We start from the raw sequence: 18,659 nt of genomic DNA on the forward strand, positions 1-18,659 counted from the left end.
AGACCACACACAGACAAAAAAAGACCTGCACAGGGCAGGTCTTGGTAGGATATCGTTTATACTGCTTCCTCGGAAGCGCCGGTCTCCTCGGCTTCAAGAACGGCAAGCTGTCTTTCATAGGCTTCAAGGATAGTTTCCTCGAACATCTTTCTTGCCGACGCAGAAATGGGATGAACTATATCGCGAAACACCCCGTTTTCGTCCTTCCTGCTAGGCATTGCAACGAAAAGCCTCTCATCGCCCTGTACAACCTTTATGTCATGAACGGCAAACATATCATCGATAGTTAAAGATACTACCGCTCTAAGCCTACCATCAGCCATGATCTTTCTGATCTTAACATCTGTAATTTCCATAATTTTCCTCCTTCACATTATTTATGCAACTTACGGTACGAACACCGAAATGTTTTATATTTAACTATTAATCTCGGTAGAAAGTAAACCTGTAAACTTATTATAACGCATATTTTGTAAAAAAGCAAGCGTTTATGCAAAATAAAGGTGAAAAACTTATAACATTCATGCATTACACATGTTAAATGATGATATACTGGCTGTTTCTCAGGGTATAAGCCCTGCTTTATAAAATTATCATTCAGGAAAGGTGATCATTTTGGATATCAATATCTTAAAAGGTAAAAAACACATACACTTCATCGGTATCGGAGGCTCTGGAATGTATCCTCTCGCTCAGATACTCCACTCTCAAGGCTATTACCTTACAGGCTCAGACAATAACGAGACCGAGACTCTCGACGCTGTAAGGAAAATGGGCATCCCCGTATTTATCGGTCAGAGAGCTGAAAATATCGAAGGTGCAGACCTTATCGTACACACAGCCGCTATCATGGCTGACAATCCGGAGCTCATGGCAGCAAGAGCAAGCGGAGTCCCCGTACTTGAAAGAGCCGACCTTCTCGGCATAGTAACAAGCTGGTACAGCAGCGCTATATGTGTTTCCGGAACTCACGGCAAGACCTCCACTACCTCAATGATAACGCAAATACTCTTTACTGCCGGAGTGGACCTCTCCGCATATATCGGAGGAAAACTCCCTTGCATAGGCGGAAGCGGAGTTGCCGGCAAGAGTGATATAATGGTGTGCGAGTCCTGTGAATTTGAGGACCACTTTCTCAAATTCTTCCCAGATATAGCCGTTATTCTGAATATAGACGCAGACCACCTCGACTACTTCGGCACGCTTGATAATATAATCAAGTCCTTCCGTAAATTCAATGAAAACACCTCGAAGTGCATTATTGTAAACGGCTCCGACGAAAATTCCATGAAGTCTCTTGAGGGTATCACAGGCAAGGAGATAATAACATTCGGCAGAGACAGCTCCTGCGACTACTACCCCGAAAACGTAAAGCATGAAAACGGACTTCTCACAATCTATGACGCAATGTATAAGGGCAAAAAACTGGGAACTGTGACTCTTCATGTAGCAGGCATACACAATGTGCTCAATTCCCTTGCAGCCGTTGCGGCTGCCCGTTATGTTGGAGTTGACTTCAAATTCATACAAAAGGGGCTTGAGGACTTCCGCGGAGCCAAGCGCCGCTTTGAGAAGCTGGGTTTTGAGAAAGGCATAACCGTAGTCGACGATTACGCTCACCACCCCACAGAGCTCGAAGCTACCCTAAACGCCGCCATGGAGATGAACTTCAAGCATGTATGGGCAGTATTCCAGCCCTTCACTTTCTCACGAACAAAGCTGCTTCTTGACGATTTTGCAAGAGTGCTGCAAATACCCGACCACGCTGTGCTCACCGATATCATGGGAAGCCGTGAAAAGAACACATACGGTATCTTCACCCGTCATCTTGCAGAAAAGATACCTGGCTGTATATGGTTCCCGCAGGATGAGACCGCAGAGTGGACAGATGAACGCAAGTACGCTAACTTTGAACAGATTTGCGACTATATCTGTGGTCACGCACAAAAAGGCGACCTCGTTATAACACTCGGCTGCGGTGACGCCTACAAGATTGCAAAAATGGTACTTAAAAAGCTTTCGGAGGAATAATAATATGCTGAAGGATAAAGAAATAGCTGTATTCAACTATATAAAATCCCGCCTCAGTGACGGTATGTCGCCGTCCGTAAGGGAAATAATGGACGCTATGGGCTTCAAGTCCACATCTACAGCCCACAGATATATCGAGACTCTTGTCCGCGAGGGGCTTATCGAGAAAACAGGTAATCTCAACCGCACTCTCCGCCTGCCCAACAGCGGCACCACATCTGTTCCTGTAATGGGTACAGTAACCGCAGGTCAGCCTATCACAGCTGTTGAGGACATCACGGAATACATAGGATTTGAAGCACCCGGAGTCGATCCTCAGGAGCTCTTCGCTCTGAAAATACGAGGCGAGAGCATGATAGAGGCCGGCATACTCGACGGTGATATAGTAATAGTAAAGCGTGTGAACTACGCTGAAAACGGAGATATAGTTGTAGCCTTCATAGACCGCGAGGAGGCTACAGTGAAGCGCTTCTTCAAAGAAAGGGGACATTACCGCCTCCAGCCGGAAAATAAGACAATGGAGCCTATTATCTTAGACGAGGTGGAGGTCCTCGGCAAGGTAATTGGATTAAAGCGGTACTATTAAGCTGTTAGCTTGCTGTAGGGTACGCTGCCTTCGTTACCTCATTTAGAGGGCGAAAAATATCCGCCAGAAAGTTGAAAGCCTTTACTTATATAAATCTGAATTAACGGAGGTTACTTATGAGATTGGATGGGTTTGGATTATTTGTCGAGGATATGTCCAAAATGATTAGGTTTTACAGAGATGTACTTGGCTTTGAGATTAAAGAAGCAGAAGACACATCGAATGTTTATCTTGTGAAAGACGGTACTTTATTTCTATTATACGGGAGAAAAGACTTTGAAAAAATGACAAGCCGCAGGTATGACTATATCAAGGGATTGAACGGCCATTTTGAACTGACTCTTTATGTTGATACATTTGCCGAGGTTGATTCTGCATTCAAAAAAGCGGTGGAAAACGGAGCTACGCCAGTGTTAGAACCAGAGCTTGAACCTTGGGGACAGAGAACCTGTTATATAGCTGACCCGGAAGGCAATCTTATTGAGATTGGTTCGTGGGATAAGCCATACGAAGAAAAGGATTTATAAATTATGATTTTTTCGGATTATATAACTCTCAACTCTCAGCTTGCAGCGCTCCGGTTACTAAAATAAATTTTTTCAAAAAAACACTTCCATTTTTTCGAAAAATAGTGTATAATGTAGAGTGGTAAAAAATACGCCACGGAAAGGACGATACTATGCTTAATGAAGTAAAGGTCATAATATGCGGTAAGGAGTACAAGATAAAGACTGCCGAGGCTCCGAACTACGTTTATGCTCTTGCAAGAGCACTTGAAACAAAAATCACAGAGATCACCGCAGCAAGCGGTTCTTCACCTTATGCCGCTTCCATAATGGTGGCTATGGCACTCCTTGACGACCTCAACAAGGCTAATCAGCGCCTTGACAATATCCGCGATCAGACAAAGGAATATGTAGATGAGGCTGGCAGAACCCGTATAGAGCGCGACGCTGCTCAGAAGGAAATCGAGGTCCTCAAGTCAAAGATAACTCAGCTTGAGAATATGGTTAAGCTCAAGCAGCTCAGCGACAGCATTTAATGGAGTATACAGAGATACTCGCTCCAGCAGGCAGCATGGAAACTCTCCGAGCAGCTCTAAGGGCGGGTGCGCATGCTGTATACATAGGCGGAAAGCGCTTTTCTGCAAGAAGCAGCGCCGATAACTTCTCTGAGGAAGAGATAGCCGAAGCCGCAAAGCTCTGCCATAAGTATGGCGCAAAGCTCGATCTTGCAGTGAATACAGTCATTTCCGACGATGAAGCCGCTGATTTCTGCGAATATATCAGAACCTCCGCCCAAAACGGCGTCGATGCTTTTATAGTACAGGACTGGGGCTGTGCGGAGCTGATACGCCGCTGTATTCCCGACACTGTACTCCACGCTTCCACGCAGATGTCGGTTCATACCGCCGCAGGAGCTTCAATGCTTAAGAAGCTAGGCTACGCAAGAGTGGTACCTGCCCGTGAGCTTGACAGTGAGACTATTTCCCGTATATGCGGTACAGGTATAGAAACCGAGATATTCGTACACGGTGCGCTGTGTATGTCAGTCTCGGGACAGTGCTATATGTCGGCTATGATAGGCTCGCGCTCCGCAAACCGTGGATGTTGCGGACAAGCTTGCAGACTTCCATTTTCTGCCGTAGGCAATAAGGATAAGGCTGCTCTCTCTCTGAAAGACCTTTCCCTGCTTCCGAATGTCCATGAGCTTGTAGCTATGGGAGTTGATTCTTTCAAGATAGAGGGACGCATGAAGCGCCCCGAATATGTGGCTTCCGCTGTACATGAGCTAAAAAGCGCCCTTGAAGGCAATGCCCCCGATATGAAACTCCTCCGCGGAGTATTCTCCCGAAGCGGCTTTACTGACGGCTACTTCACAGGCAAAAGGCTGGATATGTTCGGAGTCCGCGAAAAGGACGATGTTATATCAGCCCACGAGCTCATACCAAAAATACACGAGCTTTACCGCTTCGAGCGAAAGGCTTACACGATTGATCTCCATGCGGTGATAAAGGAAGGACAGCCTGTGGTGCTGACCGGAAACTGTAATGGCATTACGGTCTCCTACGAAGGCGAAGTTCCCGAAAGGGCTCTCAGCCGCCCCACTGACAAATCCTCTCTTGAAAAGCAGCTCTCAAAGCTGGGAGATACTGTTTTCATACTTGGAAAGCTGACCGCAGATATAGACAACGGACTTATGGTCCCTGCCGGAAAGCTCAACGAGTATAGAAGAAATGTTACTGAGGAACTGACCCGTAGGATCATCCGCAAAAACACGCCGGAATATACATTTTCCGATTATACTCCTCATCTACCTCAGCAAAGCTGCATAGAACCTGATAGAAAGATTTCTCTCCGGACCTTCTGCCGCACAGCTGAACAGATAAAAGCTGCCGCGGAGCTTTCGGAGTATCTCATAGTACCTGAGGAACTGTTGAATGAGGAAATACTTGGCAGCGTGGATATAAGCAAGCTGATAGTATCGCCGCCGCGCTTCATCGTAAACGAATACAGTCTCAATGAACGCCTCAGAGAGCTTTACAGACAGGGGCTCGACAGGCTTTACTGCCACACCCCCGACTGTATCGCAATTGGCAGAGAACTTGGATTCAGGCTCCACGGCAGCTTCACGCTGAATATTTTCAACTCCTTCTCTGCAGGCTATCTCCGCCGTCTCGGCCTTGAGGACTGCGTTTTCTCAGTTGAAGCAACTCTTAAGCAAACTGCCGCCGTACATACCGATCTCCCATTGGGAGCCGTGGTATACGGAAGACTGCCACTGATGCTCACCAGAAACTGCCCTATAAGGAATGAGGTGGGTTGCAAAAAATGCAAAAAGAAGCTCACCGACCGCACCGGCAGGGAGCTCCCTGTGGTATGCTCAAATGATTATACCGAGATACTCAACCCAGACAGACTGTACATGCTTGATAGAACTGAGGAGCTCCGTGGAATAAGCTACGGTGTCATTTACCTTTCCGACGAGGACACCGAGAGCACAATTGCCGCTCTCAGCGGCCAAAAGCCGCAGGGAAATATCACCAGAGGACTTTACTACAGAGGTATCACAACATGAAACTCACATTCAAAAAGCTTGATCCAAGAGCTGTTATCCCCTCCCGTGCAACGCCTGGAAGCGCAGGTCTTGACCTTTGCGCTTGCCTTGATTCTCCCGTAACAATTGCGCCGGGCGAGATAAAAATGATACCAATCGGTATTACAGCTGAGCCGGATTCAGAAGACATTGCGCTGCTCATATACCCACGCTCAGGTTTATCCTCAAAGTACGGAGTATCCCTTGCCAACTGCGTGGGAGTAGTTGACAGCGACTACCGTGGCGCATGGTTCGTCCCCCTTATTAATCACGGAAAAGCCGCATTTACCGTAGAACACGGTATGCGTATAGCCCAGATGATACCAACACGTATATTAATGCCCGATATCGAAGTTAGCGAGGAGCTCTCCGAAACAGAGCGAGGAAACGGCGGCTTTGGTTCATCGGGAATTAAATAAATACACTAAAACAAAAGATAGGAGATATTATTATGAAAAAAACACTCTATTTTCTGCTTCTTTTTATCTGCGCTTGCATTCTCGGCGGAGTTATTGGCACAGTCGCATCAGGCGCCTTTGCATGGCTCGGCTACTCTAGAGGCATAAGCCTTGAGGACAGCAAATTCTCAATGGAGCTGTTCAGCATAACCTTCGGTTTCTCTTTCAATATCAATATAGCACAGATAATATGCATACTCATTGCTATATATGCATACATAAAAACCGCTCCTAAGCTCATCACCTCCAAGTGATAAGGCATTGTCGTCCATTTCGACAGTTTTTTACCGGCTTTATGCGGAGCAGTTTCCGTATTACACCAAAATTTACAACCACGGGTTTTTCTAGAAAAAAATTCTTGTACATATTTCCCGTTAGTGCTATAATATAAATATGTGTATATCAGAATCAAAGCAGTTTAAGGAGCTACAGAATGTTTACAAAAGATATTGGCATTGACCTCGGCACAGCTAATACCCTCGTATATATGAGAGGAAAGGGTATAATAATAAGAGAGCCGTCGGTCGTTGCTGTAAATACAAGAACGGACAAATGCCGCTATGTCGGCAAGGAGGCTAAGGACGTCATCGGCCGTACTCCCGGCTCGATAGTTGCCGTAAGGCCCCTGAAGGACGGCGTTATCGCCGATTTCGACATAGCCACGACCATGCTTCAGGAGTTCATAAGGAAAGCCCTGAAGGGTACCTTCTTCACAAAGGCAAACGTTATTATATGCATACCCTCTGGTGTTACAGCCGTTGAGAGGCGTGCAGTACGCGAATCCTGCAAAAAGGCAGGTGCTAACAACGTACTTATAATAGAGGAGCCCATGGCTGCCGCTATCGGCGCAGGTCTTCCAACAAACGAGCCTGCCGGCAGTATGATAGTTGATATCGGCGGTGGCACCAGCGAGGTAGCCGTTATATCAATGGGCGGAATAGTCGCTTCACGCTCGGTAAGATGCGCTGGCGACGAGTTTGACGCTGCTATTATAAACTATATTAAGAAAAAATACAATCTCCTTATTGGTGAGAGAACAGCTGAGAATATCAAGCTCGATATCGGCTCTGCCTTCCCCAGCGAGAAGGAGGAATCCCAGGAAATAAAAGGCAGGAACCTACTCAACGGTCTCCCGGAGAATATAACCGTTACCTCTGCCGAGATACGTGACGCTCTAGTTGAGCCACTTTCAAGAGTCATCGACGCGATAAAGTCAACTCTTGAGGAAACTCCTCCTGAACTTTCGGCGGATATTATCGACCACGGCATAACACTTGCCGGCGGCGGCGCTCTGCTCCGCGGTCTGGACAAGCTCATAAACCGCGAAACCGGTATGCCGGTATATATCGCCGAGTATCCCCTTGACTGCGTTGCCGAGGGCACCGGAAAGATACTTGAAAATATCAATGATTATCAGGACGCTCTCACTGAAAACGTCAAGTACTATTAAGGGGGAGCTCCATGCGTGATTTCATAAAAAGCACCAGATTCAAGGTTCTGCTTGCTTTTCTCGCATTTCTCGTCGGCATTATGGTATACGCCGTTACAAAAGGCGGCTATTCCGTTTCGGGAGCTTCCTTCATAAATACCGTTACAAAGCCTTTCCGCGCTGCTTCAAACAGTATAAGCGCCAAAATGGAGCACACTGTGGATAAGCTTGAAAACGCTGACAAATACTATGAGGAGAACGAACGCCTGAAAAAGCAGATAGGCGAACTCAACGCTCAGCTCACTGAGTACGACGCTATAAAGGCTGAGGTGGAAGAGCTCCGCAAATTCGTTACTATCAAGGAAAACCATGACGACTACCAGCTCTCCCAACCCTGCAAGGTGCTGAGCTACGTAACTAACGACCCCTTCAAGTCCTTCACTATCGACAAGGGCTCTGCAGACGGTATCCTTGTGAACTGCCCCGTAGTAACCGCAGAAGGTCTTGTGGGCATTACCGTCGAGGTCTCAAAGCATCTTTCAACCGTAAGGACTATTCTTTCACCCGACCTATCAGTTGCCGCAGTCGCTTCATCGTCAAATGCGGATCAGGGCATAATCGAAGGTGATATACTCTCCTCTGAAAATGGTCACACAAAGCTTATACACGTTCCGAAGAAGAACAAGCTCAAGCGCGGAGACCTTATGATAACCGCCGGCTCCAGCGGTCTTTTCCCTAAGGATTACCCTATAGGTACTATACTTGAGATAGGTTTCGATTCCAACGGACTTTCAGTCTGCGCCGATATAAATCCTTGCGTGGATGTTTCCCGTCTTACCTCTGTTATCGTTATAACCGATTTCAGCGGCAAGAAGGAGGACGAAGAAGATGAGGATTAGAACTACCCGTGAGCAGCGTATCTTTCGCATAAAAACTACTCTGCGCTGGGGAATATACTACCTGCTCATCTTTATTGGTTTCATAATAATGAGTTCCGGTACTCTATATAAGCCGATACTGCTTGTTCCTCTCGCAATAGGCATAGCGCTGAAAAACAATATCTACGCCTCAGCAGTTACGGGAGCATTATGCGGCTTTCTCATAGATATATGCTGTGGAAAGCTCTTCGGCTACAACGCTGTGATACTCGCTTTTTTCTGTATCGCTGCAAATCTCATGTTTGAGCTGTACCTGAGGGACCGCTTTATAAACTATATGTTTGTCACCGCTGCCGCTTCGTACATACAGTGCTGGCTGGACTACAAGTTCTACTATCAGATATGGGGCTACGCCAACGTACACCGTATCTTCGTAAGAGTAACGCTCAGAGTCTGGATATATACCGTTATATCATCAGTGCTGATTTACTTTGTGCTGAAGTTTGTGAATCGCCTTCTCATGCCAAAGGAGCACCTTACTATTGAGGAAGCGATAAACACAAATATTCAGTCGGAAAACAGAAGATAATATCTCAGACCGCACCAAAGGTGCGGTCATAATCATAAAGGAGGCACACCTTTTGAAAGGATTTGCAGAAAATCTCAAATCTATTATAATCATATTCCTCGTTGTATCCCTTGCTCTTTTAAGCTCGTTGAGACTCATGAGGATACAGGTAGTAGGTGACAACGCTATTGAAACTCCCCAGCAGTACGAGCCCGGCACCCTTACCTACAAGAAGGGCATAAAGGCTACCCGTGGAGAGATCATAGATTTCAGTGGAAATACCATAGTCACCAACGACGCACGCACCGATATAGTCCTGCAAATGGCTTTTTTCCCAACTGACTTCAAAGAGGGCAACAAAATACTCCTCGGCATATACAGAGCCCTTGAGGAACACGGTTACAAGTTCAAGGAGACCATACCGGTATCATTTACAAAACCATATATATTCATGTCCGATGATAACTCGGAGCTCATTTCCGACCTTAACCTCAACGTCTACGCAACAGCTGAAAACTGTATAGACAAACTCATATCCGATTACGAGATAGCCGATACCTATACCGATGAGGAAAAGCGTATCATCGCCGGTATGCGCTATCAGATGATAGACAAGGACTTCTCCTATACTAACGACCTCCTCCTTGCAGAAGGAGTTGACGACAAGACTGTGGTCGATATGAAGGAGCTGAGCAATTTCTACCGCGGCGTAGAGGCAGTTGACGCCTCTGAAAGAAAGATAGTCCGCGGAGATATCCTTCCACATGAGATAGGCACTGTAGGTCCTATCTACGCGGAGGAGTACGACGATCTGAAATCCAAGGGTTACAGCTATAACGACACCCTCGGAAAGAGCGGTATCGAAGCTGCTATGGAAACTCCCCTGCGCGGTCAGAACGGCGAGGAGCAGATAGCCGTCAAGGATGGCGTTGTCAGAGACGTCAAGACCATTCTTGAAGCAAACTCCGGAGAGACTATAAAGCTCACCGTTGACGGTGCTTATCAGCTGAAATTACAGAATATCCTCGACGATTTTCTGAATTATACCTTCCCTGCCATAAATCCCATGCCAAGTCTGCTGAAAGGAAAATGCGGAGCAGTTTGTGTCATTGACGCTAAAACGGGCGCTGTAAAGGGAATGGCTACGGCTCCTACCTATAATCTTAAGGATTACTCGGAGAATTACGAATATTTCTTACAGGCTGAGGATTCTCCTCTTGTAAACCGCTGCACCTACGGCCTTTACCGTCCCGGCTCCACCTTTAAGACCATTACCGCTACGGCTGGTCTAAACGAGGGCGTTGTAACAGGCGGTACTCCCCTCTTCTGCGGTCATGACTATTGGTTCTATGGCAGTCATTACTCGTGTACGGGTACTCACGGAAATATCACCATGCGCCACGCTATAGAGGTATCATGCAACTGCTATTTCTATGAACTATCACGTATGCTGGGTATCGACAATATCACAAAATACTCAAAAATGTACGGCCTCAGCTCTCATACCGGAATAGAAACAGGAGACGCAGAGGGGTACCTGTGTAACCCTGAGACCTTTGAAGAACATGGTCAGGAATGGGTCATAGGAAATGTTATCCAGGCAGGTATTGGTAACCAGGACTGCGGTATCACTCCACTGCAAATGGCTGTCGTCGCAAGCACTATCGGAAACCGTGGCTTAAGATATCAACCTTATATCGTTGACAGCTACTACTCCTATGGCTCGCGTCAGCTCATAAAGAAGACAGAGCCTGTAGTGGCAAATCAGATAGAGCTGAATACTCCTGACCTCTATGACTATATCATAGGCGGTATGATAGACGCTTCACGCAGTATGCCTGCAAAATACTCCCTCACAAACCTCGGCTTTGATGTAGCTATAAAGACCGGTACTCCGCAGGTAGGCGCAAACATCAACGACCAGAACTCCTTCTTCATAGGCTTTGCTCCTGCAGACGATCCGGAGATTGCCTTTGCTGGCGTTGTCGAGCACGGTGAATACTCGAAATATATGATAAGAGACCTGATACTCGCTTATCAGGAATGCTACGGTCTGAATGGCGTAAAGCCCACAAATCCGAAGCTTCCTGATGAGGTGCGTCCAGTTCTCACTACCACCGAAACAACGACGATCACAACTACTTTGACCACCACAACTGTCGCAACAACTACCGCAGCTACAGTCTATGAACCATATACCGAGCCCGTGACTACAGTTCCTTACGAGCCTTGGACTCAGCCGACAGAACCATGGACTCAGCCAACTGAGATATGGACAGTTCCTGCCGCAACTCTTCCTCCGCCTTCTTCCGAGGATACCAGCAGCTTAGTACCGGATGCTTCACAGGAACCGAATTATAACTGATATTTTTCATTTATGGGTCAGTCTGTTAAACTGCATAGTTTACAGAAAATGCCCTCTTTCGGAGCGCATTGTGATTATAAGTGTAGCTTCGCCCACCCCCTAGCAATTAAACCGACTCACCGGAGAACATCTCTTGAGAATCACGTTCTTTACCAAATCATATTTTTCTGAAAGCTGAGCCATAAGGAAGGTCAAAATTTTTCCTTATGGCTTTTTTCGAGGGCAGACAGCATTGTGTGAGGTTGGGGTGCACCGGCTATAGACTAAAAACGAAAAAAATGTATATTTTCCTGCCTACTGTCAATAATATGGTCGGAGGTGTTAGTGTGAAAAAAAACGAACTGACCGAAAAGCATAACGAAAAAGGCTCAAAGGGCTTCTACGCCGCACTCGGCATAAGTGCTGTAATGATCGGCGCCGCCTGCCTTTTCGCACATAAACAGGGTGACAGACTGCCGCAGATAGACTCCTATACCAGAAGCAACAGTGTTGTACAAGAGAATACCGTCAGCAGACAGGTCACCAACATACAAGTGACCACAGCTCCTGCCAACATAACTAAAACAACGGCGACTGCCCCCCTAATCACAGAGGCTCCGCTGCAAACTCTGCCAGCTGCGGAAATAAAGGTAGACGCTCCCTTCAAGGACAACGTCTACATTGAACAGGCCGAGCTGGCTGCCACAGATATGTCAGAGGTTCGCTCTCCACTTGAGGATATGAGCAATATCATCTGCGAATTCAGCAACGGAGAGCTTGTAAAAAACTCGACCACAGGAACATGGCAGACCCATAACGGTACTGATATAGCAGCCGAAGTGGGTACTGACGTCTATGCCGTAGCAGCTGGTGAAATAGAGTCTGTATCAAATGACCCTCTGTGGGGAGTTACGATAGTAATAAATCATATGAATGGATATATCACCAAGTACTGTGGTATGGGCTCAGACCTTGCCATAAAAAAAGGAGACAGAGTTGACGGTGGAGATATCCTCGGAGCTGTCGGCGAGACCGCAGATATCGAAAGCAGTATTCCTCCTCATCTTCACTTTGAAGTCACCCACAACGGAAAATTCATAGATCCCATGAGCCTTATCAGTAATTGAATACTCTGCTTACAGGCTCAGGGCGGATAAGCGAAGCTGCCTGATATCCGCCCCTACATACACGGCCCATGATATTAGCCATATGCAACAGCAGTATAAGCCCTGATTGACGAAGAATCATAATTATGATATACTAACGTTAGTATATCAGAAACGGAGGCGGAGCTGTGAGAAAATACAATATAACAGGCATGAGCTGTGCAGCGTGCAGTGCAAGAGTTGAAAAAGCCGTATCCTCCTTAGAAGGCATTACCTCATGCTCTGTAAGCCTGCTGACCAATTCTATGAGGGTTGAAGGGAGCGCTCCGGACAGCGCTATTATAAAAGCAGTTACAGACGCAGGCTACGGAGCTTCTTCGGCTGACAGTGTTGTGAAAGCCGGAATAGTCAGAAATGACGAGCTTTCAGAGACTGGAGAGCTCTCCACGCTGAAACGCAGGCTATCCGCTTCTATTGTATTCCTGCTAATACTTGTATATATATCAATGGGACATTCTATGCTTGGACTTCCCCTGCCCGCCTTTATGGCTGAAAATCATATCATTATCGGCCTTTCACAGCTGCTGCTTTCGGCGATAGTAATGGTCATAAATCAGAAATTCTTCATAAATGGCACTAGGGGACTTTTTCACCGCTCCCCTAATATGGATACTCTAGTAGCTATGGGTTCTATGGCTTCATTCCTGTACAGTACATGGAGCCTTTTTGCAATGGCTGACGCTCAAGTAAATGGTGATATCACAAAAGCCATGAGCTATACCCACGAATTCTACTTTGAGTCAGCTGCAATGATAGTCACTCTCATAACCGTAGGAAAGCTCCTCGAAACGCGCTCAAAGGGAAAGACAACGGACGCTTTGAAAAGTCTCATGCAGCTGTCCCCGAAGACTGCCACAGTAATAAGGGCCGGCGTTGAGACTGAGATTGCTGCTGATGACGTAGTAAAGGGTGATATATTCGTAGTCCGTCCAGGTCAGAGCATACCCGTTGATGGTATAGTGACAGATGGTGAAAGCGCCGTAAATGAGGCTGCTGTCACAGGAGAAAGTATACCTGTAGACAAGAAACCAGGCTCTTCTGTAACTGCCGCTACTGTCAATACCTCAGGATATCTAAAATGTGAAGCCACAAAGGTGGGAGAAGATACCACTCTTTCACAGATAATCAAGCTCGTTTCAGACGCAGCTGCCACAAAGGCTCCCATAGCAAAAACTGCTGACAAGGTATCGGGGATATTCGTGCCTGCGGTAATAATAATAGCCGCGGTAACTTTTATAATTTGGATGCTTGTAGGCAAAAGCACAGGCTATGCCCTTGCTAGAGCGATATCCGTCCTTGTTATAAGCTGCCCTTGTGCTCTCGGACTTGCAACTCCCGTGGCAATCATGGTCGGAAACGGTACTGGAGCCAGGAACGGCATACTCTTCAAGAATGCCATATCTCTCGAGCAGACTGGAAAGGTCAGCATTGTCGCTCTCGACAAAACAGGTACAATTACCGCTGGAGAGCCGGTAGTTACTGACATTATCCCAGCAGGAGAACGCACGGAGGAGGAGCTTCTTACCCTTGCGCTTTCCCTTGAAACTCACAGTGAACACCCTCTTGCAAAGGCGATAATCAGATGCTGCACCACAAAAGGCATGGTGCCTGAAGATGTTACTGGTTTCATGGCTTTATCCGGAAACGGTCTTGTTGCAAAAAGAAATGGTGTAAAAATATCGGGAGGAAATCTCGAATTTATAGGATCTTCCGCGGATATACCGGAGGATATCAGGTCTGCTTCCGAAAAGCTTTCCGCAGAGGGAAAAACTCCACTTTTCTTTTCTGAAAACGGAAAGACAGCAGGTCTTATAGCGGTTGCGGACGTTATCAGGAAGGAAAGTCCTGAAGCCGTGAAACAACTTAAAAATATGGGTATAAAGGTGATAATGCTCACCGGAGACAACGAGGTCACTGCAAGGGCAATAGGCGAGCAGGCAGGCGTTGATGAGGTCATAGCAGGTGTGCTCCCCGACGAAAAGGAAGCGGTTGTACGCAGGCTGAAAAAACAGGGTGTTACCGCAATGGTGGGCGACGGCATAAACGACGCACCTGCCCTTACCTCGGCAGATATGGGCATAGCCGTCGGCGCAGGCACGGACGTTGCCATAGACGCGGCTGATGTAGTTCTCATGAAGAACAGTCTTGCAGACGTTCCGGCCGCTGTAAGGCTCAGTCGTGCAACTCTCAGGAATATACGCGAGAACCTATTCTGGGCTTTCTTCTACAATATAATAGGTATACCCCTTGCCGCAGGAGCCTTCATTAAGCTCTTCGGCTGGGAGCTCCACCCTATGTTCGGTGCGGCGGCAATGAGCCTTTCAAGCTTCTGCGTGGTCACTAATGCCCTGAGGCTGAATATGTTCAAGCCCTACGACCCAAGCCGCGATAAAAAGCGGTCGGTACACATAAAAGCTGAGGAAAACCCCGACAGCAGCACAGAAAAGACCATAAAAATAAAGGGCATGATGTGCGAACACTGTGAAGCTCGCGTTAAAAAGGCTCTGGAGGAGCTTAAAGCCGTGGAAAGCGCAGAGGTGAGCCATAAAAAGGGTACGGCTGTGGTGAAGCTCTGCGGCGATATAAGCAGCGATGAGCTGAAACAGGCTGTGGAAGCCGCAGGATATAAGGTCGTCAGTATTTAGCGCAGAGGCAGGCAGATAAAAACACCTTCTATAAGGGGGGCGGAATGGCATGAAATTCAATGTAAAACCATTGAATATTGAAAAAATAATTTTGAAGTTCTCTGTTCTGCACAAGAATGTATGTTCACATTTGTTTAATACCAATAAAGAATTACTGCCGGCAGCGGCTGGCAGGACATAAAAAGAAGGCAAGCTTTTCGCTTGCCTTCTGCTTTTTATCTTATGTGTTTTTCGTAGGTGCTTACCATAAAGTCGCTGTGGACATATAAGTCCTTGTCCACCTCTATAAGGATATGCCACTCAGCCATATCGCAGGTGCCGACCTCGGGTATTTCACGCTGTATAGTTACACCGAGTCCGTTGACCTCTGCTACTGTATGACTTATGGAACCGCTTCCCTCTTCCAGTACAACTACAAGAAGCTTATGGCTGCTGAACCAGTTATCGTCATATTTAGCAGTCGCGTTCATGAAGCCTGTTATTGTATCCCAGCCTTTAAAATCATATATGTCCTTATTAGCCTCAATGTAGCTGTCAAGCTCCGCACGGCTCGTTATGAGCTTTTTCTTGGGATATACTGCACCGTCACTGTAACCGTTAGTGCGGATATACTGAGCATTGAAGCTATAGCCCTGCATGGGCACCGGAATGCTGTAATATGCAGGATACATTCCTATCTCCTCGCCGTGTTCCATAAGGTATTCGGCAAGGTCATCGGGAAGAACAGCTTCCTTCAGTACGGGATTACTTGCCGAACCGTTGCGCCATACCCACTTGTAATTTCCCGAAAAATTAAAATAGAATATCTCAGTATCTCCGGGAGCGTTCAGCACATACTCGGCAAGTCCGTCACAGGTCTCGGGAGAATAGGTCAGAGCATTCAGACGGGCAAATACGTCCATTTTCTCTGTAGTTACGGACTTTGTTGTCGTAGTAACGGGCTCTGTACGCTTGGTCGTGGTCTTTGTGGTGGTCTTAGCAATTGTCTTTGAGGTGGTTTTGGCAGTAGTCTTTGGGGAAGTATTTTCTGTCGGCTGAGTGGTCTGCTGTGCCGCTGTCTGTACTGTCTCCTGCTGTCTGCCGTCGTTCTCCACTATCGGAACAGCTGTGGGCTCTTCACCGTTATCGGGAGCCGTACCTGTACTTTCAGTGGTATCAACAGGTTTCGGTCCCTCGCTGTGCTGAGCTGCGGTCGCCTCTTCTCCTGCTCCCTGTTTATATTCACTTTCTTTTGTACCCTCTGCTGCGGGATCGCTGCCGCTGCTGTCCTCCAGTGTATCATCAGTCATATCCTGCACTACGTTCGGGCGGTGCTTCATCAGCATATTCAGCGAAGCGCCCACGCCCAGTACAAGTACAGCAGCTGCTGCAACAGAAGCGATAATGCTCCATTTCGGTCTTCTGTAGGTCTCAACGCCGGATACTGTCATGCCCTCGCCGTCGCTTTCCATAAGCTTATCGGGAGCTATCTCCGCTTCCTTTATAAGGTCATCGTCGATCATATCAACAGCTTTATAAAATTTCTGTTTATCCATAATCATAACCTTCCTTCTTCAAATATTCTCTGAGCTTTGTTCTTGTCCGGAAAAGATAGGTAGCGACGGTCTTCTCGTTCATACCGTAGTACCCTGCTATCTGCGCGAGGGAGTCGCCGTACCAGTAGCGCCTTACGAATACCTTTCTGTGCTTTTCGTCCTGTTCCCTGAGAAATCTGCTTATTATCCCTGCAAGCTTCTCCGCGGAGACATCGTCGCCGCCCCTGTCGGGTATACATTCCTCAAGCTCGTCAAGGGAGACCGTATATCCCGAGCCCCGCTTCTGTGCGGTGTTGTACTTAAGTCTGTCTATAGCCTTGTTCTTTACGATACGGCAAAGATAGGTCTTAAGGTCTGAGGGACTTTCCGGCGGTATCTTCTTCCAAAGGTCATAATAGGCGGAATTCACGCACTCCTCTGCGTCCTCGCGCCCTGACAGGATATTTCCCGCTACATACAGGCACAGTCCGTCGTATTTAAGCTTCAGCTCCTGTATCGCGCTTTCGTCTCTCTTCCGGAGCAGTTCCATGATAGATGCATCATTCATAACCGGGAAACCTCCTTTCGTTAGGTTTTGAGGTCCTCTTGTCTATATAATCGAATTTTAACGCGGAATATTTCAGTTCCGGGGAAAAATTTTTTCAAGGAAGATTTTTTGTCACGTTTTTGCAGTTCCTTACGTTTATAATAGTGTACAGGCAATGATAAACATAAAGCAGAGGTCATTGCAGGAACTATGCGGAGATCCTCCGCAAAAGGAGAGATAAAATGAACGACAGAATAATACGTGCTGTGGCTTTTGCAGCAGCAGCCTGCCTGTCCCTGAGCTCTTGCAGCGATACAAAGAACAACGGTATCAAGGATAAGTCAGGGGTAAATTCCGCCGGAGAGTCTGTACCGCAGTCTGCGGCAGAGCTTCTTGCGGATTCCTACAAGCTCACCGACTATAAGGTCCTCGGCGGATTTGACAATTTAGGCACGATAGTTCCTCAGAAGGACGGGGGCTATATCCTTACTGCATATAATTACGCAGATAATAGTGAAATGCTCTACCGCGCCGACGCCGGGCTATCAGAGCTCATGGAGATAAAGCTCGATATCCCCGATGAGGCAAAGGCAGCAGACGATCATTACTGCTGGACCTCTATTTCTCCGGAGGGGCAGTATGCTGCCATTTATATGCTCTATGACGACGACGGAGTGAAGCTGCCGGACGGCTATGACGAAAGCTTTGATTACGAGAGCTTCTATGACAGCAGGAAGACCTCCTACGGCATATGCTTCTACAACGAGGACGGCTCTGTAAAGAGCTTTTCCATGCTCAGCAATATTGATGAATACCTTTGCGACGGGGAGGAAGAGCGGTATCTCGGCAGCTTTATCATCAGCTCCGACGATACTCTGCTCCTTACTATCGGCAGGAACGAGATTTTTTCATGCAGCAGCGACGGCTGCCTTGAAAAGCTCTCCTCGGTTTGTGATGAGTGCGAAACAGAAGACGCATACTTCATGTATGCCTCCGACGGCTCGGTACTGCTAACCTATTCCTATTACCCCGACGCAGACTACAGCAGGTCCGTAAGGAAGATCGCTGTTTATGACCCGGAAAGGAGGACTGTCGGAGAACCTTTCTTTACTCTGGAAAGCGACAGCTTTTTGATGTACAGAGATAATTTCACCACGGGCTACGGTGATTATCTGCTGCTGAACTGCGATGACACCGACCTTTACGGTATAAAAAAGGACGGAACGAAAGAACAGATACTCAACTGGATCGACGCGGACGCTTTACCGATGAACGTAGTCAGCGCAGGAGATGACGAATTCTACTGCTGGGATATCGGTAATGGCGGCAGTCAGGTTAGTATTTACAAGCTGGTAAAGCGTGATCCTGCGAAGGCTGCCAATACAAAGATAATAACC

General features: G+C 47.2%; 17 protein-coding genes. 14 read left to right on the forward strand and 3 right to left on the reverse strand.

Annotated features, from left to right (window positions below; all coding sequences use genetic code 11):
* Nucleotides 1-56: 56 nt before the first annotated feature.
* The gene (gene spoVG / locus J6U00_RS14700) at nucleotides 57-356 is read right to left on the reverse strand and encodes a septation regulator SpoVG (protein ID WP_296583118.1); all 300 of its coding nucleotides are present in this window, start codon (nucleotides 354-356) and stop codon (nucleotides 57-59) included.
* A gap of 259 nt (nucleotides 357-615) precedes the next feature.
* Here spoVG and murC point away from each other — a divergent pair, with 259 nt between their 5' ends.
* The 13 genes from murC to J6U00_RS14765 all read left to right on the forward strand — a co-directional run bounded on the left by murC (nucleotide 616) and on the right by J6U00_RS14765 (nucleotide 15,201).
* Entirely contained in the window at nucleotides 616-2,031 is a 1,416-nt protein-coding gene (gene murC / locus J6U00_RS14705) for a UDP-N-acetylmuramate--L-alanine ligase (RefSeq protein WP_296583120.1), read from the forward strand.
* 4 nt (nucleotides 2,032-2,035) lie between these two features.
* Entirely contained in the window at nucleotides 2,036-2,617 is a 582-nt protein-coding gene (gene lexA, locus J6U00_RS14710; protein WP_296583122.1) for a transcriptional repressor LexA, read from the forward strand.
* Between the two features lie 116 nt (nucleotides 2,618-2,733).
* Nucleotides 2,734-3,144 carry a VOC family protein gene (locus tag J6U00_RS14715; protein WP_296583124.1) on the forward strand — a complete coding sequence of 137 codons (411 nt, stop codon included), beginning with the start codon at nucleotides 2,734-2,736 and terminating at the stop codon, nucleotides 3,142-3,144.
* Nucleotides 3,145-3,296: 152 nt separating this feature from the next.
* The gene (locus tag J6U00_RS14720; protein WP_296583126.1) at nucleotides 3,297-3,659 is read left to right on the forward strand and encodes a cell division protein ZapA; all 363 of its coding nucleotides are present in this window, start codon (nucleotides 3,297-3,299) and stop codon (nucleotides 3,657-3,659) included.
* Nucleotides 3,659-5,695, forward strand: a complete 2,037-nt coding sequence (locus J6U00_RS14725; protein WP_296583128.1) for a U32 family peptidase — start codon at nucleotides 3,659-3,661, stop codon at nucleotides 5,693-5,695. Before J6U00_RS14720 ends, J6U00_RS14725 begins: the two co-directional genes overlap by 1 nt.
* On the forward strand, nucleotides 5,692-6,132 hold the full coding sequence (dut, locus tag J6U00_RS14730; protein WP_296583130.1) for a dUTP diphosphatase: 441 nt from the start codon (nucleotides 5,692-5,694) through the stop codon (nucleotides 6,130-6,132). Before J6U00_RS14725 ends, dut begins: the two co-directional genes overlap by 4 nt.
* A gap of 32 nt (nucleotides 6,133-6,164) precedes the next feature.
* Nucleotides 6,165-6,425 (forward strand): DUF4321 domain-containing protein, encoded by a 261-nt coding sequence (locus tag J6U00_RS14735; protein WP_296583132.1) that lies wholly within the window; start codon nucleotides 6,165-6,167, stop codon nucleotides 6,423-6,425.
* Between the two features lie 179 nt (nucleotides 6,426-6,604).
* Entirely contained in the window at nucleotides 6,605-7,621 is a 1,017-nt protein-coding gene (locus J6U00_RS14740; protein WP_295077826.1) for a rod shape-determining protein, read from the forward strand.
* Between the two features lie 11 nt (nucleotides 7,622-7,632).
* The gene (gene mreC / locus J6U00_RS14745; RefSeq protein ID WP_296583134.1) at nucleotides 7,633-8,499 is read left to right on the forward strand and encodes a rod shape-determining protein MreC; all 867 of its coding nucleotides are present in this window, start codon (nucleotides 7,633-7,635) and stop codon (nucleotides 8,497-8,499) included.
* Nucleotides 8,489-9,067, forward strand: coding sequence for a hypothetical protein (locus tag J6U00_RS14750; protein ID WP_296583136.1), 579 nt, complete (start codon nucleotides 8,489-8,491; stop codon nucleotides 9,065-9,067). Before mreC ends, J6U00_RS14750 begins: the two co-directional genes overlap by 11 nt.
* A 52-nt stretch (nucleotides 9,068-9,119) precedes the next feature.
* Nucleotides 9,120-11,411 (forward strand): penicillin-binding transpeptidase domain-containing protein, encoded by a 2,292-nt coding sequence (locus J6U00_RS14755; RefSeq protein WP_296583138.1) that lies wholly within the window; start codon nucleotides 9,120-9,122, stop codon nucleotides 11,409-11,411.
* A gap of 326 nt (nucleotides 11,412-11,737) precedes the next feature.
* On the forward strand, nucleotides 11,738-12,517 hold the full coding sequence (locus tag J6U00_RS14760; protein ID WP_296583140.1) for a M23 family metallopeptidase: 780 nt from the start codon (nucleotides 11,738-11,740) through the stop codon (nucleotides 12,515-12,517).
* A gap of 167 nt (nucleotides 12,518-12,684) precedes the next feature.
* Complete coding sequence (locus J6U00_RS14765; RefSeq protein ID WP_296583141.1) at nucleotides 12,685-15,201, forward strand: heavy metal translocating P-type ATPase; 2,517 nt, start codon at nucleotides 12,685-12,687, stop codon at nucleotides 15,199-15,201.
* A 215-nt stretch (nucleotides 15,202-15,416) separates the two neighbouring features.
* Here the strand turns inward: J6U00_RS14765 and J6U00_RS14770 are convergent, their stop codons facing one another.
* Both J6U00_RS14770 and J6U00_RS14775 read right to left on the reverse strand, forming a co-directional pair.
* Nucleotides 15,417-16,736, reverse strand: coding sequence for a hypothetical protein (locus J6U00_RS14770; protein WP_296583142.1), 1,320 nt, complete (start codon nucleotides 16,734-16,736; stop codon nucleotides 15,417-15,419).
* The gene (locus J6U00_RS14775; protein WP_296583144.1) at nucleotides 16,729-17,283 is read right to left on the reverse strand and encodes an RNA polymerase sigma factor; all 555 of its coding nucleotides are present in this window, start codon (nucleotides 17,281-17,283) and stop codon (nucleotides 16,729-16,731) included. The genes J6U00_RS14770 and J6U00_RS14775 overlap by 8 nt, the downstream gene beginning before the upstream one ends.
* Nucleotides 17,284-17,504: 221 nt before the next feature.
* Between J6U00_RS14775 and J6U00_RS14780 the strand changes: the two genes are divergently transcribed.
* Nucleotides 17,505-18,659: hypothetical protein (locus J6U00_RS14780; RefSeq protein WP_296583146.1), on the forward strand; the 1,155-nt coding region annotated here is incomplete at its 3' end.

It is taken from the genome of Ruminococcus sp., from assembly GCF_017650195.1.
Lineage (GTDB): Bacteria > Bacillota > Clostridia > Oscillospirales > Ruminococcaceae > Ruminococcus.